Source organism: Ruegeria sp. HKCCD9138 (assembly GCF_057220975.1).
Genome location: NZ_JBWVAZ010000017.1, coordinates 1 through 23,698 on the forward strand (window position 1 = coordinate 1; position 23,698 = coordinate 23,698).

Genomic DNA, 23,698 nt, shown 5'->3' on the forward strand with positions numbered 1-23,698 from the left:
CCTCCGCAAATTGGCCAAGATCATTCCTGCACCGCAGCAAACGCGAAAAGCCTGACCAAAAAGGCGTTCGCGCCGTGCTCAAATCATCCCATTCTGCGCCAGCAACACGTTGTTTTTCAACAGAATCGGCGGGAAGCTGCCATTCGCGGCATATGCAAAATAGATCGACAATTGCCCTTGAACCGGACACAAGATCACGAATGCAGAGGTCGCCAAAACACACCCACGCAATACTGCTGGCCGTTACCGAGTGTCTGCCAGCGCTTTGGCCTTTTCGTACTCGTCCAGCAAAGGCTGCATCATTTTAGGATCATAAATTACCTTCTCCAACCACCGTCTGAGCGGAAAGGTCTCGCCTTCGGCGATTATAGCCGCGAGGCTTTCGAGAATTTCCGTTTCTTGGTCGATTTTCCCGATCGCAGCATTTCCGGCGGCTTGGTAGACCATCATATGGGGACCGAACGGCCCTTCGAGATCCAGGTTTTCCTGCAGTGTGGCCAGACTCTCTCGATAGTTTCCAGCGTGGAATTGAGAAACGCCCAGAATGTTCCTATAGGGTATTCGAATACTGAGGGGATCAAGGCTTAGCGCTCGCTGCAACGGTGTTATTGCCTGCTCTGGCTTGCCAGCGTACAGGAGGAACATTCCCAAATAACCATGAGCCAAACTTGAGCTCGGCTCTTGCTCGACTGCTCGTTCACCGAAATCAATTGCGGGTTGCGGATTGCCCATCAAGATTTCGAGAATACCCAAGGTCAAAAGTGCGCGAACATTTGCCTGATCCTTTTCCAACGCGCTTTCAGCATATTGTTTGATCAGACCCCGTGTTTCATCCGTGTTTGCAGCAAGTCCAAACCAAGTTCTGTGCGCTTCCGCAAAGGCCAGACCGGCATAACCGTGCGGGGCGTTCGGTTCCAACCGCACTACACGCTGCAACAAGGTGTGTGCGGCGTCAAAACGCGATGGGTCGCTTGGCGGGTGAATGATGTCCAACGCCTGCTGGTACAGGATCCGGGCATCCCGGCGTGTCCATCGCGCATCCTCCATACTCGAAGTCAGTTCGGGGAACAATTCGATAGAAAAGGTCGAACTGATCTCGCGCGAAATCTCGGTCTGAGTTTCGAACCGATCTGTCGTTTTATAGTCGAACCGTTTAGCCCAAATTTCGCCCCGGCTGTCTACGTCAACGAGGCCGATGTTTAGCCGATAGCCATCTGACATGGTCTGCAGGCTGCCCCTCAAAACATGGGTCGCACCCAGATTGCGTCCTTCGTCGATCAGGTCGACGGCTCCGTCGGACAGTTCGGCTGTCGATGCGTACGAGATCACGCGCAAGCCCTGCACCCGCGCCAGATCTGTTGTAATATCCTCGGCGATGCCACGGGCAGCTACGGATGTAACAGCGCTGTTTCCCAATGGATTGAACGGCATCACGGCAACGACAGGTAAATCCCCCCAAAGGTCATTGTCCGTGGTCGTCTGATCGGTAGACAGGCTTTCAGTTTCGAAACTTTGGAACAGCATGAAAGCTGTCACGGCCATCAACAGCGTCAACAAAAGCAATACGACCCAGTTCGGAGCCCGCCAGCCGCTTCTGCCGCGCTGGCCTGTCCGATCTGGCTTGTCGGAAGGCGCCGAAGTTACATCCCGAAATTCGAACGACGGCACATAGGACCCTTTGGGAATGGTAATCACCAAGGGATCATTGCTTCCATCTGTCAGGTAATAGTGTTCCAGCTCGCGCCGCAAGCGTCGCGCTTCAAGGCGTACAACCGGATCTGAGGTCGCGTCGAAATCCTCGGATCGGCCCAGAACGGAAACGCCAATCGAATAGCCCTTCAGCCGGTCAGCATGTCCGGCCAGTGTTTCATCGATGATGTATTTGAGGAACGCGCGTCGGCGATCATTTGCACCAAACTGAGAACTCTCAAACATACGGTCGAGCTGTTCGTCTATGGCCGCCTGTTCCAGAGGCGGCGCTGACTTCCGCTCGGATAACTGACTTTCCATCGAAGTATCTGTCGGCTGTGTTCGTTCCATCCAAACTAACCTAACGATACCCGGGTTAAACGGGCCGCGTCCAGTATTACATTCAAACACAAGAATTTTTAAGGTCCAAAACACGTTCAGAACATGTTCGTTACCCCAGTCCGCAGCCCCCGGATGTTAATCTGGTGTCTCCAGGGAGTACCTGGGCAGACAGACCGTGGAAACAGATTCTCACTGACGGCCAATGGCCTTTGACGGGAGGGGAGCAAGTGGAAAACTTTCTTGCTGCCGGATGTTCCGAATTGGTTAAAAAATCGCCCAACGATGAATTCACAATCGTGTCTTTGTCGCGGAGCGATCCAAAGTTTCAGGCGATTTGCCGTGACTTCGGCGAGGCAGTGACCGCCTTTCACAGCTTTCAAGCTGAAGGAGAAAACGGGCGAGCCCGAGCGACCGAATACAATCAGATCTGCGAAGATCTGAGGCTCGAACTGATGGAATACGTGAGCTTGGCCAAGGTCAGACCCAAGGCACAAGATCACCACTGAAGCGGCACGACGGTCGCCCGAACAGGCAGCTTGTCCGACGCCGTGACCTGAATTCCAACAAGCAAGGAGACGGGAATGATTAAACGAACCTGCCAGACGCTATTCTTCGTATTTCCCATGGTTCTCGGCTTCATGTCCATCGCACAGGCGCAAGACGATGATGGCCAGGAGTGCAAGGCATTGTTCGTGCACAATGCCGGTTCAGTGTCGATGACCGCTGACACGATAACGATGACAGATGTCAGCCCGATCGTCACATTCTTCTGTGACAGGCCGGTTCGGTATGCGGGCGTGCAAAGCATACAGGGCTTTCTGGACATGGTGTCCCAAGGCGACGACAGCTTTGCCGTGGACCCGCCCAACGCCTTACTGACCATCGTTGCGGATGGTGAACCGCCTGTTGATGTGGTCGTGGAGTTGTCGCGACGGCCACTGAACGATCAGGGAACGATGACCTATCCCGGCGTCAAGGTCATCAAGGGTGACATACCACAAGCAACAGGCCCGGGCACGTTGTTCATCGACCATTTCGGTCGACCAATGTCGCCGGGATCGGTGGCAGGCGTGCATCGCCGGCACGACCGCCGCGAGGTTCGTCACTGCGCGGCCGACAACCCCGATAACCCGAACGATCTTTGCAACTGCGGGCCCGGCCTCGTTTGCAATTGAGACCAGAGAAATGATGGAGGAGAATATGTTTTATTGCATTGGTAGAAGATTTCACAAATTGGCATTTGTCTGCACAACCTTGGCAATGTCTTTTGGCGCCGCCGCAGCTCATGCCGAAAACCTGCCGACCGGCCGGACCGCCACGCAGATCAGCGACGAAGAGTATCCGGCAAGCTATTTCCCGAATACCGAGATTCTGGGAACCGAAGAAATGCGGATCACCGCACTGGGGACCGGAATGCCGAACCAAACCAAGGCTGCAGTATCCATTTCGTTTCTCGTTGAACTTGGCAATGGCGACGTATTCCTGTTCGACATCGGAATGGGCTCGATGGGCAATCTATTTTCCCTTCGGCCAGACTTTTCGAAAATTGACAAAGTTTTCGTCAGCCACCTGCATGTCGATCATGTCGGCGACTTCATGGGGCTGCACATCGGCAGTTGGCTGTCGGGTCGATACACTCCTTTACGGATTTATGGTCCCACCGGATCGACTCCGGAAATGGGCATCAAGGCCTTCGTTGAAAACAGTAAGGCCGCCTACGCCTGGGATCTGGACGGGCGCACTGGCGCATTGCCGGATGATGGAGCCAAGATTGAAGTCACCGAATTCGACTACATGCAAGAAAACGAGGTTGTCTACGAGGAAAATGGCGTGACGATCCGGTCCTGGCCGGCAATTCATAGTTTGGATGGATCGGTAAGCTATTCGCTGGAATGGAACGGGCTGAAGTACGTGTTCGGTGGCGATACATATCCAAACAAATGGTACGTGAAATACGCTAAAGGTGCCGATCTCGCCACTCATGAGGCATTCCTGCCGCCTAAAGCACTGGCGCCTTATTTCGGCTGGAGCCTCGGACAAGCCACATATGTTTCAACGCGCGTTCATACCGAACCGGCAGCTTTTGGGAAAGTCATGGCCGAGGTCAAACCGCGCCACGCCATGGGGTACCACTCCGTATTGTCGCCGGAAAACTATCAGGCGATCTTAGAGGGCATCCGTTCAACGTATGACGGTGAGTTGACACTGGCCCGAGACCTGACGGTCATCAACGTGACCAAAGACAAGATCGTGGTACGAGAAGCATCGGTGGACGAATACGCGCTGCCCCCTTCCGTATCGCAAGCCTATATCGACGCGCCACGGTCCAAGGAAAAGGAACCATCCGACAAAGTTTTGGCCGGGAAATGGAAGGGTTACACTCCGCCGAAGATGCCGGATGACAAATAGTCCGGTTGCCAAGGGCGCACCCACCGGCCGGGCGCGCCCTTCTTAATCACCTCTTAGTGTTTGCTACGCCCCAAATTTCGCAACGAAGACACCCAGCTGAACCCAAGAACCAAAGGTCGATACGCCTCTGACCGAATTCATGAGGGTAGTCGTACCAAGGAAAGAATTGATTGATGATCGCCCCCGCCAAATGTCTGATAACCAAACCGATTTCGGTAGGAGTATGTTTGCCCGTCGTCTTTACCGCCCTGGCTATCAGTCCGGCCGCTGCAGCAGACGACTCCGAACTGGCTAAACAATTGTCGAACCCGCTGGCGTCACTGATCTCGGTTCCGTTCCAGTTCAATTACGACACCGGTTACGGCAGCGAAGATGGCAATCAGACAACTTTGAACATTCAACCTGTCATACCTTTTTCCCTGACAGATAATCTGAACCTAATCACCCGGACAATCATTCCATACAAATGGCAAAACGATGTTGTCGGCACGTCCGGAAGCAACCAGGGTATCGGCGATACGACGGTCAGCCTTTGGTTCAGCCCAACCAAATCGTCGTTTACATGGGGTGTCGGTCCCATCTTCTATTTGCCGACATCCAGTAACCGTGAACTGGGCGTGGGCGAATGGGGCGGCGGGATCACTGGTGTCATACTGGTTCAGGAGGGGCCCTGGACCATCGGTGGGCTGGGTAACCATATCTGGTCATTCGAAAGCGACGACATCAATTCAACCTATCTTCAACCCTTCCTGGCGCACACCACCAAGGACGCTTGGACTTACACGGTGAATTCCGAATCCACCTATGACTGGACCACGGACGAGTGGACCGCGCCGGTGAACCTCATGATTTCTAAGCTTGTCAAGTTTGGGGAACAGCGCGTGTCGCTGCAGGCAGGCGCGCGTTACTACCTGGCTTCTCTAGACTCCGGCCCCGATGGTTGGGGGGTTCGGCTGTCTGCGACACTTGTGTATCCGCGGAAATAAAAGAGGAGACGTTGTACCGTTTCTTTGAACAATGGAGAGATTATTAATTTATATCAGTCGTTTGCTGGTGGCACTCACGGTTTCCATCCTTGCGACCGCCGTCAAGGGTGATGTGATCCCGTACAGCGGGGCAGAAGTCGCCAAAAATATCGCTGTGTTCCGAATTGAAGACGAGGGCATTCGTCTGGAACTGGAAATCTACCCCGAGGATTTGGAGGTTTTCGAACACGCCTTTCAGTTGAAGCTCGTAACGGCATCCGTTGCCACACCAGCCAAGTTTCATCAGTCACTCGGTGAGAATCCGGAAAGCCCTGTGATCGCGAGTGCTGACGGGAAACCGTTGCCGTTTGACGTGATACGTATGGAACACCGTCAGAGAATAGACCGGGCCTCGCCTTTTGCCGGAAAGACCGACCCCCTTACCGGAAAGCCAATCCCCGGCCCACCTGAAAACCTGGACGTTATGTATCTTGAGGTGTTCTACAGTTTCGAGGGCGCGCGGCCCGAAACTCTGAGCATTCGCCCTCCATTTGCCATTGATGGTTCGCCTGCAGCTACAATAGGGTTCATGGTTTTCGATCGCCACGTCCCAGTGACTCGGTTCAGTTTTCTGAAGAAAGACATGCAACTGGCGATCAGTTGGCCCGACCCGTGGATTACGGCGTTCGCGAACCCCAATCTCAATCGTCCGTCACAAAGTGGGACAACTTCATTTCTGTATGTGACGTCGCGAGAGGTTCGGCACGAAATCCTCATCCGGGTTCGGGAACTCGCACCGTGGATTGACCAAGAGTTTGCAACGGGTATCAGGCTGGAACCCGCGCTTCAGTCGCAGGTTCTAACCGCCGCGTTAGAGGCGTTCAAAACTCGTAATTCGCTGAGTATCTCGGGAAATGCCGTCTCACCTAATTCGGCTCGTGGAACATTTCTGACGTTAGGAGAGCGAGGGTTTCAAGTCGTTGAAGGCCATCCAATGCTCATAGCCGATTCAACGTTTGTCGGCGTGATACTGACCTATCCGATCTCGGAGTTGCCGACTACTGCATCGATCAACTGGGAGATGTTTGATGATGCGATTCAGAAAGTCCCGATAACGCTGACAGACATTGCCGGCCCGTTCTTCGCCTGGGCATCACCGGACGAGCCTGTTGTCACATGGACCAACCATCTGAAACGATACAACAACCCCGAAGTCACGCCTGTTCAAGCTGCGGGCATCTTGGTTATTCCGTCGTGGACAGTGTTGGCCGTTGCCCTGTTCGTGGGCGCAGTCGTGATCGCGTTCCGATCATCCAGGACATTGACATGGATAGGCGTTGTGGCGCTATCAACAATATCTCTTATTGCGGGCATCGCTTTTTCAGGGAAACACGCAATTCCGGTCCTAAACCCGATCTCTGGCCAATCTGAAACACAGATTGTGACGAGTGCATTATCCCGTCTTCTGACCAACACATATGTAGCCGCTCTCGAAGTATCTTCCGAAGAGAGGAAACTGGCGCTTGCACCGATCGTCATGGGCGCATCGCTCTCTGATGTGGCTGCTGAGCTGGAAACCAGTTTGACGATCCGGGTGCCCGGCGGCGGGCGTGCGCAAATCGTCGACGTCACGAATGTCGTCATTGTCGACGGCGACATAACCCGCAGAGGAAAGTTCGAAGGCGTCGTGCAGTGGCGCGTCGACGCGCAGGCCGGCCATTGGGGTCATGATCACCGTCGGCGCGTGGAGTATCGCGCCCGGGTAGAGTTCCAGCCCGACCGAGGAAACTGGGCCCTGTCCGCCATCACAGTGTTGGAGGCACGTTCGCCAGATGTCTGATCGTTTGCGAAATATCCTGCTGGTTAGTGTAACCGCCTGTCTGATCGTCTCTGCGGTCGCAAGCCAGGCGCATTTTCTTCTGAACCTAAATGTGCGGATCTTCCATGTTGAGCACACAAATGACGGGCTCCGCATCTTTATGCGCGTGCCGATGCCATATCTTGTCGCGGACAAGACTGGCGAACCAATCGAGGGCGGTCTTCCCTCAGCTGCACCATTTACGACCAATGCTTTTGAGTATGGCCGCGTGGTTCACTTTGTTGATCCCGCCAAAATCGCCGCAGACCCGCTTGGGCTCGGCCAAATCGCTGAATCCGGTACAGTCTTAAAGACCCGGGAAACGCATGTTCCTGGTAATGTTGAATCTGTTGCGCTTCATCGTGTGGGCGAAGAACCTGGCTTTGCAACGTTGAATGAAGCCAAACACGCTGTATCTCAAGGCTCAACCCTGCAGGACAATCCGCTTGCCTATGTCGGCGACGTGGTTGTTGATACTGTAATACACTACAATTTCGGGCAGGCACCTTCGGCCTACACCCTATCCAGCCTTCTTAATCCCGGTTTGCCAGACCAGGATATCACCGCGAACCTTATCCTGGATTACGGTGTTAGCGATCCATTGATTTTTCGAACACGGGGACTGATGAAGGACCCGATCGAGGTCTCCAGATCCAGAATGGCGGGGATCATTACCTTTGTCTGGGAGGGGGTGCGCCACATTCTGGAGGGCATCGACCATGTCCTGTTTGTTATTTGCCTGGTCATCGGAGCGCACGGATTACATGCGCTTTTATGGCGGGTCACCGGCTTTACAGTTGGTCACAGCGTTACCTTGTCGCTTGGCTTCTTCGGCTACGTGCCATCGGGCGCATGGTTTGTCCCATTCGTGGAAACGGGTATCGCTTTGTCCATAATCTATGCGGCTTTTCTGGCAGTGTTGGAGGGCGGCTCAGATATCGACACCAACAGAAAGGTTTTTGTTATAACCGTCCTGATGGGCCTCCTTCACGGTCTCGGCTTCAGTTTCGTTTTGCACGAAATTCTGCAGGTAACGTCTCCGAATATCTGGCAGAGCCTATTGGCTTTCAACCTCGGCGTTGAAGTTGGTCAACTGGCAATTGTCCTGGTGACTTGGCCGCTTTTGTCCCTTTTTGCAAGGTTCGGCCCAACCCCGGAGATGTCGCTAAGGGTGTCGATTGCGATTGGTTGCGGAACGATTGCAAGCTGGTGGACTTTTGTGCGCGGAATAGACTTTCTGGAGATGCTACTAAGCTAAATTTAAGATACTGACGCCAAGCAAGAGCCTTTTAACGGCCGTTTCTGACCGACGATGCGCCCCTTGTTCCAAGCTGGGCGAAGCGCGCGAATGGCAGGTAAGTTTGGTGTTTCCATAACTGATCCTCCGATCCGCCATGCCCGCCCACAACGACAACCCGACGTTGACGAAAGAGGATATCACAAGATGCCGCGTTGCCGCCGAGGTTTGCGGTGAGCCCTACCTCTCAAATACCGCAAAGCGAAATTCTGGTAGGTGCGCCATTGCAGACCTTGGTCGCAGTGAGACGTGCTTATCACCGCAGATTTCACAGGGCAAAGTTACTGATATGTTGCAGGCGCCAGCGTCACAGACGGAGTACATGCACCGAACACTGAGCGTGTCGAACGACGAGAGCGGCTGTTGAACCCAAAAAGAACTCTTTCATCCCAGGTTTGTGCGAAGCAAGGACGATACAATCTATGCCATGTTTGTTTGCATACTCGGTGATCGCCCGCCCAGCCGATTGACTCTCGATCAAGACAGAAGAAACCTCAGTTTCGTTTTTTAAGCGCTCGGCTAAACGCACCTTTGCTTTTTGGAAAGATTTTTCTGCGATCCCTTCATCCATATAGTACATTATCTGTCTGTTTGGGGGCTCATGGATGTGCGCGGCAGTGATTTTTCCACCTTCCGACACAAGGGCGTGTGCCGCTGAAAGTGCGTGATCACTGATGCCGTGTTCGAGAGACAGCGCGACTAGGATGTTTTTGTACATTTCGAACCTCTGTTTTTAGATTCCGGTTTTCTGCTGTGAACCAGTCTCTCCAACGTCTTCTTTGGGAGACCAGGCACCCCAACCGTAAAAATGGGGTGCGTGCTGTTCCGTCTTGGGCTTTTGTGCTTTCCGTCCATTATCTGCTGAGCAGGAGGTCGGGTAGGAAGAGGGCCAACTCTGGTACAAAAGTCGTCAGCATCAGCGTCGGAAGCCAGGCAAAGGCTATGAAGATCAAAGTCGGCCAAAGCATGCGCGAAACCGGCTCATCACAGACCTGAGCTCCAAGGTAGAGTAGTGGCGCAGTTGGAGGGGTGATGTTCGCCATTCCCAGATTCACGCCAATCACGGCCGCAAAATGGATCGGATCCATGCCGGTGCTCTGCGCGATGGGCAGTAGGATCGGTGTCGCCAGAAGTAAGCCCGAGATATCATCCATCAACATCCCGATCAGGATCATCACCACGTTGATCATCAGAAGGATGACAATCGGGTTGTCAGACACGGAGTAGACCAGATCTTTGGCCAACTGAGGGGCACCCTGCGAGATCAGGTTGTCCGACACGATCAGAACCATGAAGATCATGACCATGACCACACCAATCGTAACACCGGAATTCTGGATGGTCTGAGCCAGTGTTTTCCAGGTCAGGCCACGATAGAAATAGATCGCAATTGGGATCGAGTAGACCACTGCGATACCGGCGGCTTCAGTCGGTGTCATGATACCACCATAGATTCCGCCCAGAATGATCAGTGGCATCATAAGCGCAGGCCCGGCCAGGCGCGCCTGTACTCCGAATGTCGGCAGAAATGGTTTAGGACGTTCCGTCAGGTTTATGTCGTCATACTTCCGAAGCATGAACTGATTTACGACGATCAAAAGGGTGATCAGGATGATCGCCGGAATGACCGTGGACAAGAAGCACTTCAGTACGTGCTGCTGTGCAACCCAGCCATAAAGGATGTGAGACGAACTCGGTGGAATCAACAGACCCAAGGGGCTGGCCGCCACGATCAGAGCCGCCGATTGCCCACCCGGATAGTTGGCCTTTTTCAGGTGGGGCATCATGATGCCGCCGATACAGGTCAGCGTTGCATTGGCACTACCGGAAATGGAGCCAAACACACCGCAGGCCAACACCCCAGCCGCGCTCAGTCCTCCTTTGATATGGCCAATGAACATTTCAGCCAGAGAGACAAGAGGGGCCGCGATTTTACCTTTCTCCATGATGCCTCCGGCGATCATGAAGAGTGGGATCGCCAGAAGTACAAGTGAGCGGATACCTGTAGAACCGGTGGGCAAGTAGCCGGTGATGGATTGATCTCCGACAAGGGCGATGAAAATCAAAACCGATCCGAATGCCACATAAACGCTGACGCCCAACAGCAGCATAAAGCAGACGATTAGGAGACTTCCTCCGATGATCATTGGGTCTCTCCTTTTTGCATTTCTGATCTCAGTGGAAGCCCGAGCCCCTTGCGGATATGCACGTACAGATATGCCGCCGTGAACGTCGCCATGAGGCCAAAGGCAATCATGATCGCAATCCGCCAGGTCACAAACGGAATGCGCAGCACTGGGGTTGCGCGCAGCCGCGGGAATGAGAAGTCATCAAGCAACGAGACGTAACAGGCGTACATGAGGAATAGGATCACCAGGATCTCGACGGTCAGGACGACAAAGCCGCGCCACCAGATCAACCGAGGGTTTTGGATCACAATGCCAAGAATGTCTGCGTTGATATGCAGGTTGCGGGCAGAGGCCAACACTGCGCCTGCAAAAAAGCCGATGATACTGATGCCCAGAAGCCATTCTTCATAGGCAAAGAGATCGCCACCAAATCCGTACCGGATGACAACAACGGCCCCAAACGTGAAAGCCATCAGGAAACCGGCAAACATGACGATCTGCCTCATGACAAAGGCTACTGCCTTCAACGGATACCCAATAGCAACCGGCAGCTCATCGGTGATTTTTTGAGAGCTCTTTTGTTCTGCGCTTTCGACGACCAATGGACGCTCAGTTTCTGAACTAGACATCTTTCTCCCTCCCTTTGTTGAGCTAGAGACGAAAAAAGGGCCAACTGATTTGCTGGCCCTTTTCTTCGTTGCTTATTGCTGTTCTTTAGCTGCCAGCAGGCGGTCAATGATGTCCTGACCGACATTTTGTGCCATCGCGGGCCAGACCGTTTCTTGAACATGAGTGGCCATTGCAGCCTGTTCTTCATCGCTCAGGCGCAGGATGGTGTAGCCTTTGTCGAGCAATTTCTGACCGAATACTTCGTCGTTCTCGCGGTTGTAGGCAAAGAAGTCTTCGGACGCCTTGGTCATTGCGGCCTGCAGTGCGGCACGCTGTTCGTCGTTCAACTTGTCGAGTGTCCGCTGCGACGCATAGAACGTTGTCAGTTCCGAGATCGAGTTGTACTCGACAAAGTGAGTGCCAACATCCGACTTTGCGAAGATCGAGTAGGTCGCGGTCTTGGTGCAGCAGATGGCCCCATCGACAATACCGGCCTGAAGTGCGGGGAAGATGTCGCCCCATGCCATGGTTGTCGCCTGGTAACCCAGTTCTTCAACCATCGATTTCACGACGCTGGACGACCAGACACGAATGTTCATGCCCTTGTCGTCAAAGGTGTTCCAGTTCTCGGGCTCTTGCGACGCAACGATGCCGATGAACCCTTCGGGGTTCTGCGCCATGACGCGGACACCGTATTCGTCGGTGATCTCTTGCAGGATGGTGTTGAACTCGGAATCCATGTTGAGCAGGGTGCTTTCCATGTCATCCCAACCGCCCAGCAGGAACGGCATGGACAGGAACTCAAGACGCGGATCGGTGTCGGCATAGATAAATGCCGAGGCCAAGTCGATATTGCCACGTGCAACATCTTCGAACAGCGCCTCACCTGAGCCCAGCTGGTTTGCAGGGAAGACCTCGACCTTCAGGCCGACATCCGCGGCTGCAACATCCGCTGCGACCTGCTCCATCATCTTCGTACCCTGATGATCGATCGGGAACACGCCGGCAAAACGCAGAGTCATGTCTTCCGCGAATGCTGCTGTCGACATCAGGGCACCCAGCGCGCCTGCCATCATACCTGTGGTAAACTTATTGAAACTCATCGAGATCTCCTCCTGTTTGACGAGTAACGCCCGCCCAGCGGCGTGCTGGAGCGGGCGTCGATTTGCTGGTGTCAGCAAAGTTCCGGGGCGATGAACTCGTACCCGAGATCATCGGCCACAGCCTTGTACGTCACCTTACCGTGGGCCACGTTCAGGCCGTTCATCAGGTGACGATTGTCTGCAAGCGCCTGCTTCCAGCCGTTGTTGGCAATGGCCAGAGCGTGCGGCAGGGTGACGTTGTTAAGCGCGTAAGTCGACGTTCGGGCGACTGCGCCCGGCATGTTGGCGACGCAGTAATGAACAACATCGTCGACAACGTAGGTGGGCTCTGCGTGCGTGGTGGCTTTGGACGTTTCAAAGCAGCCACCCTGATCGATCGCCACGTCCACGACGACCGCACCGGGTTTCATTTTCGAGATCAGCTCGCGCGAGACCAGCTTGGGCGCAGCAGCGCCCGGGATCAGAACCGCGCCAACAACCAGATCTGCATTGGTGACTTCTTCCTCCAGTGCAGCTTTGGTTGAATAGACAACCTTGGCCGAGGCCTCGAAGTGGTTTTCCAGCTTCTCCAGAACTGCAGGGTTACGGTCCAGAATGGTCACGTCCGCGTGCAGGCCGACGGCCATCTGGGCCGCGTTGAAACCAACAACGCCACCGCCGATGACCACAACTTTGCCCGGCTTCACACCAGGCACGCCGCCCAGCAATACGCCCAGACCGCCCTTGGCCTTTTCCAACGCGCTGGCCCCGGCCTGGATCGACATGCGACCGGCAACCTGGCTCATCGGTTTCAGCAGGGGCAGACCGCCATTGTCGTCGGTGACGGTCTCATAGGCGATACAGACCGCGCCCGAGTTGACTAGATCTTTGGTCTGCTCTGGATCGGGGGCCAGATGCAAATAGGTATAAAGGATCTGACCTTCACGCAGCATGGCGCGTTCCACGGCCTGAGGTTCCTTCACCTTCACGATCATCTCTGCATTGGCAAAGATATCGGCTGCAGTTGCAGCAATCTCGGCTCCGGCAGCCCGATAGGCGTCGTCATCTGCGCCAATGCCAGTCCCGGCATTGGTCTCTACGATGACGTTGTGACCATGCGAGACCAGTTCCGCGACGCTTTCGGGGGTCAGGCCAACCCGATATTCATGGTTCTTGATTTCCTTGGGAACACCGATGAACATGTTCTTCACTCCTTGGATCGGATGATCATTTTGCCGTCGGCATGACGAACTCGGCACCTTCCGAGATGCTCTCGGGCCAGCGCTGCATGATGGATTTCTGCTTGGTGTAGAAACGCACACCCTCTTCGCCGTAGGCGTGCATGTCTCCGAACAGGCTCTTCTTCCAGCCGCCAAAGCCGTGCCAGGCCATCGGAACCGGGATCGGAACATTGACGCCGACCATGCCGACCTGAACCTGCTTGCCGAACTCACGCGCTACATTGCCGTCGCGGGTGAACAGCGACACGCCGTTGCCGAACTCGTGGTCGTTGATCAGTTGCAGACCTTCCGCGAAACTCGAGACGCGGACGCAGGACAGAACCGGGCCGAAGATCTCTTCCTTGTAGATCTTCATGTCGGGGGTGACGTTGTCGAACAGGGTGCCGCCAAGGAAATAGCCTTCCTCGTGGCCTTCGACGGTATAGTCGCGGCCATCGACCAGAAGGTCCGCACCTTCTTCGACGCCAGAGTCGATGTACCCTTTGATCCGGTCCCGCGCGGCTGCGGTGACAATCGGACCCATCTCGGCGTCCAGCTCAAGACCGTTTTTGACCTTCAAGGTTTCGGCGCGTTCTTTCAGGACCGGCATCAGCTTGTCGGCGGCATCGCCAACCAGCAGGGCAACCGAGATCGCCATGCAGCGCTCTCCGGCCGAGCCATAGGCCGCGCCGATCAGTGCGTCGGCTGCCTTGTTCATATCGGCATCGGGCATCACCAGCATGTGGTTCTTTGCGCCACCCAGCGCCTGAACGCGCTTGCCGTGCCGCGCACCGCCTTCGTAGATATAGTTGGCGATCGGTGTCGAACCGACGAAGGACACGGCCTTGACGTCGTCATTTTCCAGCAACGCATCCACGGCGACCTTGTCACCCTGAACGACGTTGAACACACCGTCGGGGAAACCGGCCTTCTGCATCAGATCCGCATACAGCAGCGAGGCTGACGGGTCGGTCGGCGACGGCTTCAGGATAAAGGTATTGCCTGCGGCGATGGCGATCGGGAACATCCACATCGGCACCATGACCGGGAAGTTGAAGGGAGTGATCCCGGCGACAACACCCAACGCCTGACGCGTGGTCCAGTTGTCCATGCCAGTGGAGACTTGTTCCGTGTAATCGCCCTTGAGGAGTTGCGGAATGCCGCAGGCAAACTCGATGATATCAATGCCGCGCTCAACTTCGCCTTGGGCGTCGGTGAACACCTTGCCGTGCTCAACCGTGATGGCACGGGCCAACTCGTCCTTATGCTCGCGCACCAGGGCCAGGAAGTTGTTCATCAGGCGGGCACGGCGGATCGGAGGCGTGTTCGACCACTTGGGGAACGCAGCTTTGGCAGCGGTCACCGCGTCGTTCACTGTCTGTACAGTCGCCAGTGACACTTCGCCGGTTTGCGCACCGGTTGCGGGATTGAAAACAGGCTGAGTATTCTCACCGGAAGGAGCAGTGATTTGGCCATTAATGTAGTGGCCGATCAAAGCGATCGGGGATGCATCTTTCATGATGTCAGTCCTTTTTGGGGTTAGAAGTCAGGGGTTATGGCAGGTCAGCCAATACCTCTCCAAGTGTTTGACAGAGTGTCGTTATTTCGGGTTCCGAGATGATCAGTGGTGGCGACAAGGCGATGATGTCTCCGGTGACACGGATCATTATTCCGGCGTCCCAGGCCCGTTTCATCGCATCATAGCCTCTTGCACCTGGCGCACCCTCTCGTGGTGCCAGCTCAACCGCGCCCACCAATCCCAGATTGCGGATATCGATGACGTTCGGCAGACCTTTGAGGCTGTGAAGTTGATCTTCCCAGGGCTGCGACAGCAATGCAGCGCGGCGGAATAGATCATTCTGCTTGTAACTCTCTAGCGTAGCCAGCGCAGCGGCGCAGGACACAGGGTTGGCGGAATAGGTATAGCCGTGGAACAGCTCGATCGGCGCATCAGCGTTTTCCATAGCCGAGGCATAGATCTTGTCGGATACAATGACCGCACCCATCGGAATAACGCCGTTGGTCAGGCCTTTTGCGGTCGTGATGATGTCGGGCTTCACATCGAAATACTCCGATGCAGTCGCGGTCCCCAAACGACCAAAGGCGGTGATGACCTCGTCGAAGATCAGCAGAATGCCATGGCGGTCGCAGATTTCCCGTAGCCGCTTCAGATACCCTTTGGGCGGAAGGAGAACACCGGTAGACCCGGCCATCGGCTCAACGATCACGGCCGCAATGGTCGAGGCGTCATGCAAGGCAACCAGACGTTCCAGATCATCCGCCAGTTCCGCACCGTATTCCGGGCAACTGCGTGAGAAGGCGTTTTTCTCCAGATCATGCGTGTGACGCAGGTGATCAACGCCGGTCAGAAGCGTGCCGAAATGCATGCGGTTCTTGACGATACCGCCAACCGAAATACCACCAAAGCCGGTCCCATGATAACCACGCTCGCGCCCGATCAGACGTGTACGGGCCCCATCGCCACGCATCCGGTGGTAATGCAAGGCAATCTTGAGCGCCGTATCAACGGACTCGGATCCCGAGTTGGTAAAGAAGGCATGGTTCATCCCGTCCGGCATCATTGCGGTCAGTTTCCCTGACAGTTCGAACGCCTGAGGGTGGGAGAACTGGAAGTTCGGCGCATAATCCAACTCGTGCACCTGTTTCTGCACCGCTTCAACGATCAGCGGGTCACGGTGACCTGCATTGACGCACCACAGCCCGGCAGTGCCGTCCATGACCTTGCGGCCATCGGAACTGGTGTAATACATCCCCTCGGCCGACTGGATCATCCGGGGCTCGCGAAGGAAATCACGATTGGCTGAAAACGGCATCCAAAACGATGACATTGTGTTGGGTTGATCGAGCACGTTCATTCCTCGTGAAGCAGATTTGCATTTGATGACAAATCCTTGCAGAGTTCAGACCTTCCGCACACCCGGCTTTGTCTTAATCTGTAAGTTATTGAAAAAAATCGTTGGACCCCTAGAATGCTTTCGATCCAAAGCAAGAAAGCACTAGAGTAACGGTTTTGTCATCAGATCTCGAAACAGCCCGTCGTCTAAAGTTGATTCGGACGACCAAAGGCCTCAGTCAACGTGAAATGGCCAAACGCGCGGGAGTGGGTAGCGGGACGATTTCTCAAATCGAAAGTGGATCAACTCAACCTTCCGTGGCACTTCTCAAAAAGATCCTTGCCGCAGTAGACGTCAACTTGGGTTTTTTCTTCAGTTTTGAATTGCAAAACGAGGAGTCGTTTTATTACCCGCACGAAAGAATGCGCGATCTTGGATCACCCGGAGTTTCCTATTTACTTGTTGCAGGTGAGCGCCGTGACAGAAAACTTCAGATGCTCATAGAAGAGTACGATGTCGGTGCTGACTCGGGCCGATCAGAACTGTCGCACGAAGGAGAGGAATGCGCGGTTGTGATAGAGGGTCGTCTTGAAGTCACAGTAGATGGGCAGTCCAGGGTTCTGAGCCCCGGGGACGCGTACTACTTCTCAAGCATTTTGCCACACAGGTTTCGGAATGCCGGTGATACGCCGTGCAAAGTGATCAGCGCATGCACACCTTCATCGTTCTGACTGAGTCACAAGAGCTCTTTTGTGAGCGTTTTCAATATTTTGCGGGATGGTGAAACTCGACGACCAACTTAGAATGTAGAAATGAAATCGACATTCACAACCAGGGGCCATTTGTCGAATTTCTTACGCGATCCCGGACGGCGAACTCTCTTCAGATTTCGCGCTTGCAGCGAATGACCGGTTCGGGGCCGCTGCACTGCGGCACCGTCCAGCAAGATGAATGACCGGTTTGGGCCGTCCATGAGGATAGCGTGGCTTGTTGTTCGGCCGATGCTGCGCTGTCTCCAAGTTCTGGAACGAGCCCGTTGCAGCCGCTGTACTGCCCGTAACTATTCAGTTGTCCCTTCAGGCAACCCGGCTTTCCGCAATCCGTCAAGATAGCGCTCCAAATCGCCTGTGTTATTAAAATAGGGCAGGTTCTCTCGAAGTTGAGCGATTGTTAAATGAGGCAGCAATTCCAGAAGCTTTCCGAGTGCGGCTTCTGCTTCTGCAAACTGTCCCAAATTTCCTGCACTCGCGGCCAGCGTACGATACCCGCCCGGAAACTGAGGGTTTGCCTCAACGGCTTTTCTCGCCCACCCGACAGCTTCCTCATCCAAGCCAGCCACAAAAGCGGCAATTGACAAATAGCCATACCAGGTCGCGATATGAACGTCGCGCGGGCTTAGACGAAATGCGGCTTCATACTGTTCGAGTGCCGCATCATATTTGCCCGCAACCCCGAGAGCAGCCCCCAATAGAGCAAGGTTTTCAGCTTCTTTCGGGTTGGCGACGACGGCACGCTCGTAGTACCCGAGCGCGGCATCGTGGTTGTTCGAAAAGAAGTGGACGAGCCCTATCGACCTGAGCGCTTGAGAATCCTGACTATCCAACGCGAGACCACGTTCGGCGCTGAGGAGGGCCTCCTGAAATGAGTCTTCCCGCGACTCGCTCCAGCCAAAAAAACCGTCCATCAGATACGTCACAGCCAAAACACTATGAGAGTTTGCCTGGTTCGGTTCTAAGTCGATGGCTTGACGCAGAAACCGTTGCGCTTTGGCATTGTCGTCTTTGGTATAGCGCAGTAAGTGCCAGTAGCCGCGCATGAAGGCGTCCCAAGCATCGAGATTGCGCGTTTCCATTCGCTGAGCGCGCTTAAGTTCTGCGGAAAGGTATTCGGGGGCGACCGATGTGACGATACGCCGGGTGATCTCGTCCTGGACTTGAAAGATGTCCTGTAGCTCCCGATTGTATCGCTCCGCCCATATGTGTTTGTCCGCAAGCGCGTCGACAAACCGGGCCGTGATCCGGAGACTGTCGCCGGATTTTCGGACGCTGCCCTCCAGAATGTACTGAACTCCAAGTTCGCGTGCGGCATCCTTAATGTCCACAGAGACGTCCTTGTACGCAAAGCTGGAGTTGCGACTGATGACAAAGAAAAGCCCGAAATCGGATAGATCTGAGATGATGTCCTCGGTCATCCCGTCCGCAAAGTACTCCTGCTCCATGTCGCCACTCATATTTGCGAAGGGTAGCACCGCAATTGAGGGTTTATCAGGCAGGGGCAGCGCTGAACTAGCAACTGGCACCTGTTCTTGATTGGACGCCCACGGTTTTTGCCACGCAATACCGAACACCCCTCCCAAAAGTGCCAGGATGGCGACAGCGAATGCCGCCGGGAGCCAGCGCGCCAGCGTCGGCCTTGCCACGCCGATAACCTTTCCTGCATCCTCCGGCCCCAAGAGCACACGGTATGCGCGAACTGGCTCTGCAATGTTCTTGACTTTTAGCGCGCCAAGCGACTCGAAACCGGCCCCAAATTTCGTTTTGACTTGGTCGAACGCCGTTCCCGATATGCAGATGCCGCCTGGATCAGCCATGGCCTCGAGGCGCGCGGCAATATTGACGCCGTCGCCGTAGATGTCGTCGTCTTCGACGACTACGTCGCCTAGATTGATCCCTATGCGAAATTCGATGCGGTCGTCCTCGGAGAGTTCGGCATTGTAGCCGGCTACATTGCGCTGGACAGTCACGGCGCAACTTATGGCCTCGACGACGCTTGCAAATTCGACGAGCGCGCCGTCGCCCATGAGCTTAACAACGCGACCGCGATGTTCGGCGATCTCCGGATGGATGATTTCGCTGCGCAATTTTTTGAGGCGGGTTACAGTTTCTTCCTCGTTGGCCTCAGTCAGGCGGCTGAAGCCAACAACGTCGGCTGCGAGTATGGCGGCTAGGCGGCGCTCCATCGACCACCCTCCCTAGCTACAGATTCTAGCGTATCAGCCTCGAAGAATCCATTGCCGGAGAGAAAATGCAGTCATCGTTCGGTGATATATGGTAGCTACATGACCAACTTCTGGACTCCGAAATTCCCATAGCAATTGTTTTTAGCCTCGATAGAAGCCGTGACGAGGAAGCTCCATCTGGCTTCTGGATTTCCAAGGCCCCTTTTGTTGTGCACAGTCGGCTTTGGGAAACGCTTAGATCTCGCACGTGCAGCGAATGGCAGCTTCGGTGAAAGCTGCACTGCGGCACCACCTGGCAAGATGAATGACTGGTTTGGGCCGATCTGTCACAGATCGCGTACCCATCCTTCTCATACAGTCGCACTTCGCGGCTGACGCTATTAAATTTGGAGTTAGGAAACTGGGGCGATTGTCCGGGATATTGAGAGTAGAGACGGATTTTCGAGTGAACAAGCCTCTGATAGGAGTAGACCTTCGACAAAACAGAACCCGACTGGCGCCCATGAGACAACACCGTTGTTTCCGCGGCTCCTTTCCAATTGATGATCTTTCAAGACAATTAACATTGTTCAGAAGACCCTGCACGCTGATCCAAGTCCAGTACCGCAGGGTCGATCATGCGGTTTTTTGCGCTCATCCTGACGGAATTCCGCATGGCTTCACTTTGGCGAAGCAATCGCCGGAAACGCGACTCGTCGAGCATAAGTAGTGTAGAGGGAGCCAACGCCCGCACGTTAACGCGACGGGGCCGTTTCAACAACATGGCCAATTGCCCGAACATTTCGCCACGACCTAACCGCGTAGTGTGTCTGCCGAACTCCACTTCGACTGCGCCAGAAGCGATGAAGTACACACTCCGGGCGAGTTCATCTTTGGAGATGATGGTGTCACCGGCATTGGCATAACGGGTAAGCAGTGCTCTGCTGAGTTTTCTCAGTGATGCTTTGTCGAGATCAGAGAATAGCGGGAACTGCCGGACCAGATCCCGTCTTTTGAGGGCGATGTCCAGTACCGGACGCCCTTCAGTTAAAGCACGTCGTGCCGCCACTTCTTGCATCAACACCGAATAGAGTTCTTCGCCTACCAGGCCGTCCTCGCGCATGACGGCGTATTCACGCTCTTCCAGTCGCAGTGCCGTCCTTCGGATGAACCGCCGCTCCAGCTTTTCGGCATAGCCCGGATATTGCAGCCGCAATCCGTCAAGTGCGGCTTCAACTGCCTCGGATCGGCGCGCCAACAAGTCATCAAGCAATTCCGCAACCCTGCGACCGTGGATCCGGCGTATTCGGCCACGGACAAATCCATCGAGATCCCGAAGGATCAGGCGTTGCATGAGCAATCTTTCAAACCGATCCGTCGTAATACGCGTGAGTGGAAACGAGATTCGAAGCCGGTTGTGAAGAAACACGGCGATCCGAAAAGACCTGCCGTAGACGACGGACCGATTTGACGCACGCTGATAGCCGATCCGGCCTCCGGTCCGAGCGCCTTCAATGAGTCTATCCGCGTCGGACAGAATTTTTTCACTCAGAACCGACGACATGGTGCGCTCTCGCATTCGGGCTAACACGGAATCTCGCTCCGCACCGGCCAGTGCAATCAGGCCAAGCGTGATCCGGTCACGGTCAAGGATCTGAGCGCTGTCTTCGGCGGCCTTTACAGCCTCGTCGAGGCGTTCGCTGAACTGTTTGGCTTCGGTTCTGACGATATCGTGGGTCAGGTTGTAGTTTTCTGCGGTGCGGGACACGTCCTCGCGCACTGATTGCAAGGCGACCGCGACCACCTGGCGTGATAGGGCCGTATCAAGCGGAGAGAGCTTGTCGAGCCCCAGCTTTGTGATCACCGAGCGCAAGGTTGTGCCCTGAACAATCAGCGTAAACAGCGTAAAGCCTGTGGCCAGGATGCCAACAAGACGCTTGGTCTCGAGCGGAATATGCGTGCTTTCGGTGACTGCCAGCGCCAGCGCCAGAGTCACGGCACCCCGCAGCCCACCCCACAGCATCGCGGTGCGATAGGGGCGGTCCACTGCTGGCGAAAGACCGATTGTCGTGAGCAATGGCAACAACCCGAACAGAACCGCCGCCCGCGCCAGTATTGCAGCAAGAACCACCACAGCCAACAGGCCAAAGTCAGACGGTCGCACGCCTTCCAACAATCTCGGTATCAGCAATGCTGCAAGAATAAAGATCAGAGCCCCGGCCCAATGCGCCAGAAGGTCCCATACTTCTTGCAGATTTGCCCAAGCGACCGGTGACAATCGACCGGGGCCGGTCAGATTGAGAGTAAGGCCTGCCGCCACAACAGCGATGACACCCGAAGCACCGATGCTTTGTTCAGCAACGATATAAGAGAGATACGGCAGCGCAACGGAAACTGAAATCTGCGCCATTTCCCAGCGGTCTACGAAAGCCATCAGCCAAACCGCCATGCGCGCCATGAGCCAACCGGTGAGTACTCCGCCTAAGATCAACAGAGGAAATTGCCCCAAGGCTTCACTTAGTAAGGGATCGGGTCTTCCGAGCATGACAAAGCTCATGAATAGCCCAAAAAGAGCAATCGCTGCGGCATCGTTGAGAAGGCTTTCGCCCTCGATAATTCGTGACAGCCTGCGTGGTGCGGAGATGGATCGAAAAATGCTGACAACCGCTGAGGGATCAGTTGTCGACACAATAGCACCGATCAACAGGCAGGCGGCCAGCGGCAATGTACTTACCCAACTGAGCGCGTAGCCAATAGAAAGTGTAGCCACAATCACTGCAACAACGGCCATCATCAGGATGGGCATCCAGTCGTCCAGCATCCTGCGAAGGTTCATGCCGAGTGTGGCCTGAAAGAGCAACGTTGGCAGGAAAACATAAAGGAATACGTTAGACCGGATCGGCAGATCAATGATCGCTTGCGCCCCAGGGTTCAGGGCATCCGTCAGGTCAGTGTTGAGAAAAAAGGTCGCGCCAAGCCCGATCACCACCCCCAGGACGGCGAGAATAACGCTGAAAGGCAAGCGCAACCGAGCAGCCAGTGGCTCCGCCACGCCGATTACAACAAAAAACGAAGTGATGATGGTCGTAATGACGACTATATCCATCAATACCTATTACCTGAGAACTCGAACTAAGGGAATCCAACCTTCAAACCGGATCGACCCTGTGGGATCAAAATGTGAACTTACACACGTCCAGAATGTGTAGTTGCAGCGAATGTCAGGAATGACGGGCCGCAGTGCGACACCAGCACGGTGAGTGAACGGCAGGTTTGGGCCGCCTGTGAAAGCGACCCAACTGCACTAGATTTCAATGGCTTCGGCGATAGCTAGAGCGTCTTCAAGTTCGACGCCCAGATACCTAACTGTGCTGTCCATCTTGGTATGTCCAAGAAGCAACTGCACGGCGCGCAGGTTGCCAGTCTTCTTGTAGATCTGGGTTACTTTGGTACGCCGCATTGAATGCGTTCCGTATGCGCTTGCCTCAAGGCCGATGGATGTGACCCAATCACGGACGATCCGCGCATACTGGCGTGTTGAAGTGTGCAAGCGCTCATGGAAGCGGCCAGGCCAAAGATACTCCGAGCCAACCATGAGATCATCCTCCATCCACTTTTCGACTGAAGCACGTGTGCCCTCGGAAATCTCGAAGCGGACTGGTTTCTGAGTTTTGCTTTGCAGGACGGAGGCGCGCTCTTTGATTTGTCCCGATGCCATCACGTCGACGACTTTCATCCTCACAAGATCACAGCCGCGAAGTTTGCTGTCGATTGCCATATTGAACAGCGCGAGGTCACGATGGTTCTCGGCCAGTTCAAGTCGAACTCGGATCGCCCAGACGTGCTTTGGCTTCAGCGGTCTTTTCTGGCCAACGATACGTCCTTTGTTCCAGGCTGGGCGAAGCGCGCGAATGGCCGGTAAGTTTGGTGTTTCCATGTCTGATCCTCCGATCCGCCATGCCCTCCCAAAGCGACAACCCGACGTTGACGAGGCACCATATCAGAGGATTGCTGCGCTGCCTCCGAGGTCTGCAGTGAGCCCCACTGTGACCGATGCTGCATCTGCATCCCGCATTGCTGACACTAACCGCGTTTGTGAAATCTGGAACTCGCTGAATTCAAACTAAAGGGACAAGCAGGTCATTCGAGCGGAGAATTTTACCGTTCCTATCGGCCCCGAATATCCGTTAAAACTCTTGTCCACTTCTCTGCGTCGCGGCTCGCAATTCGGATCATTCGTCGCTGGTGCGGACCGACGCCGTTGTAAGATGACATAGCCTAGAGCAAAGACGTCGTCTGACAACT

The 23,698-nt window shown here is 54.9% G+C and carries 18 protein-coding genes; 7 read left to right on the plus strand and 11 right to left on the minus strand.

Annotated elements, in window-relative coordinates; all coding sequences use genetic code 11:
- Window positions 1–243: 243 nt before the first annotated feature.
- The gene (locus tag AC2TEL_RS20495) at window positions 244–2,040 is read right to left on the minus strand and encodes a tetratricopeptide repeat protein (protein ID WP_480843011.1); all 1,797 of its coding nucleotides are present in this window, start codon (window positions 2,038–2,040) and stop codon (window positions 244–246) included.
- Window positions 2,041–2,258: 218 nt separating this feature from the next.
- On the opposite strand from AC2TEL_RS20495, the gene AC2TEL_RS20500 reads away from it, so the two are divergent.
- The 6 genes from AC2TEL_RS20500 (at window position 2,259) to AC2TEL_RS20525 (ending at window position 8,521) form a co-directional block, all read left to right on the plus strand.
- Complete coding sequence (locus tag AC2TEL_RS20500) at window positions 2,259–2,537, plus strand: hypothetical protein (protein WP_480843010.1); 279 nt, start codon at window positions 2,259–2,261, stop codon at window positions 2,535–2,537.
- Between the two features lie 75 nt (window positions 2,538–2,612).
- Window positions 2,613–3,206, plus strand: coding sequence for a hypothetical protein (locus AC2TEL_RS20505; protein WP_480906623.1), 594 nt, complete (start codon window positions 2,613–2,615; stop codon window positions 3,204–3,206).
- An 85-nt stretch (window positions 3,207–3,291) separates the two neighbouring features.
- Window positions 3,292–4,440, plus strand: a complete 1,149-nt coding sequence (gntH, locus tag AC2TEL_RS20510) for a guanitoxin biosynthesis MBL fold metallo-hydrolase GntH (RefSeq protein ID WP_480843008.1) — start codon at window positions 3,292–3,294, stop codon at window positions 4,438–4,440.
- 170 nt (window positions 4,441–4,610) lie between these two features.
- On the plus strand, window positions 4,611–5,426 hold the full coding sequence (locus AC2TEL_RS20515) for a transporter family protein (protein ID WP_480906627.1): 816 nt from the start codon (window positions 4,611–4,613) through the stop codon (window positions 5,424–5,426).
- 67 nt (window positions 5,427–5,493) lie between these two features.
- Window positions 5,494–7,245, plus strand: coding sequence for a hypothetical protein (locus AC2TEL_RS20520; protein WP_480906630.1), 1,752 nt, complete (start codon window positions 5,494–5,496; stop codon window positions 7,243–7,245).
- Entirely contained in the window at window positions 7,238–8,521 is a 1,284-nt protein-coding gene (locus AC2TEL_RS20525) for a HupE/UreJ family protein (RefSeq protein ID WP_480843006.1), read from the plus strand. Before AC2TEL_RS20520 ends, AC2TEL_RS20525 begins: the two co-directional genes overlap by 8 nt.
- Window positions 8,522–8,867: 346 nt before the next feature.
- Here AC2TEL_RS20525 and AC2TEL_RS20530 read toward each other — a convergent pair whose 3' ends face one another.
- The 7 genes from AC2TEL_RS20530 to aptA all read right to left on the minus strand — a co-directional run bounded on the left by AC2TEL_RS20530 (window position 8,868) and on the right by aptA (window position 16,476).
- On the minus strand, window positions 8,868–9,278 hold the full coding sequence (locus AC2TEL_RS20530) for a universal stress protein (RefSeq protein ID WP_480843005.1): 411 nt from the start codon (window positions 9,276–9,278) through the stop codon (window positions 8,868–8,870).
- Window positions 9,279–9,414: 136 nt separating this feature from the next.
- Window positions 9,415–10,707 (minus strand): TRAP transporter large permease, encoded by a 1,293-nt coding sequence (locus tag AC2TEL_RS20535; RefSeq protein WP_480843004.1) that lies wholly within the window; start codon window positions 10,705–10,707, stop codon window positions 9,415–9,417.
- Window positions 10,704–11,318, minus strand: coding sequence for a TRAP transporter small permease (locus AC2TEL_RS20540; protein ID WP_480843003.1), 615 nt, complete (start codon window positions 11,316–11,318; stop codon window positions 10,704–10,706). The genes AC2TEL_RS20535 and AC2TEL_RS20540 overlap by 4 nt, the downstream gene beginning before the upstream one ends.
- A gap of 72 nt (window positions 11,319–11,390) precedes the next feature.
- Entirely contained in the window at window positions 11,391–12,401 is a 1,011-nt protein-coding gene (gene dctP, locus AC2TEL_RS20545) for a TRAP transporter substrate-binding protein DctP (protein ID WP_480843002.1), read from the minus strand.
- A gap of 71 nt (window positions 12,402–12,472) precedes the next feature.
- Window positions 12,473–13,582, minus strand: coding sequence for an alanine dehydrogenase (gene ald / locus AC2TEL_RS20550; RefSeq protein WP_480843001.1), 1,110 nt, complete (start codon window positions 13,580–13,582; stop codon window positions 12,473–12,475).
- Window positions 13,583–13,607: 25 nt separating this feature from the next.
- Window positions 13,608–15,119 (minus strand): CoA-acylating methylmalonate-semialdehyde dehydrogenase, encoded by a 1,512-nt coding sequence (locus tag AC2TEL_RS20555; protein ID WP_480843000.1) that lies wholly within the window; start codon window positions 15,117–15,119, stop codon window positions 13,608–13,610.
- A gap of 34 nt (window positions 15,120–15,153) precedes the next feature.
- Entirely contained in the window at window positions 15,154–16,476 is a 1,323-nt protein-coding gene (gene aptA / locus AC2TEL_RS20560) for an omega-aminotransferase AptA (RefSeq protein WP_480842999.1), read from the minus strand.
- A gap of 155 nt (window positions 16,477–16,631) precedes the next feature.
- Here aptA and AC2TEL_RS20565 point away from each other — a divergent pair, with 155 nt between their 5' ends.
- Entirely contained in the window at window positions 16,632–17,186 is a 555-nt protein-coding gene (locus AC2TEL_RS20565; protein WP_480842998.1) for a cupin domain-containing protein, read from the plus strand.
- Between the two features lie 329 nt (window positions 17,187–17,515).
- Here AC2TEL_RS20565 and AC2TEL_RS20570 read toward each other — a convergent pair whose 3' ends face one another.
- From AC2TEL_RS20570 to AC2TEL_RS20580, 3 genes are all read right to left on the minus strand, one after another.
- Window positions 17,516–19,414, minus strand: a complete 1,899-nt coding sequence (locus tag AC2TEL_RS20570; protein WP_480906633.1) for an adenylate/guanylate cyclase domain-containing protein — start codon at window positions 19,412–19,414, stop codon at window positions 17,516–17,518.
- Window positions 19,415–19,973: 559 nt separating this feature from the next.
- Complete coding sequence (locus AC2TEL_RS20575) at window positions 19,974–22,499, minus strand: cation:proton antiporter (RefSeq protein ID WP_480842996.1); 2,526 nt, start codon at window positions 22,497–22,499, stop codon at window positions 19,974–19,976.
- A 198-nt stretch (window positions 22,500–22,697) separates the two neighbouring features.
- Entirely contained in the window at window positions 22,698–23,330 is a 633-nt protein-coding gene (locus AC2TEL_RS20580) for a tyrosine-type recombinase/integrase (RefSeq protein WP_480906636.1), read from the minus strand.
- Between the last annotated feature and the right edge of the window lie 368 nt (window positions 23,331–23,698).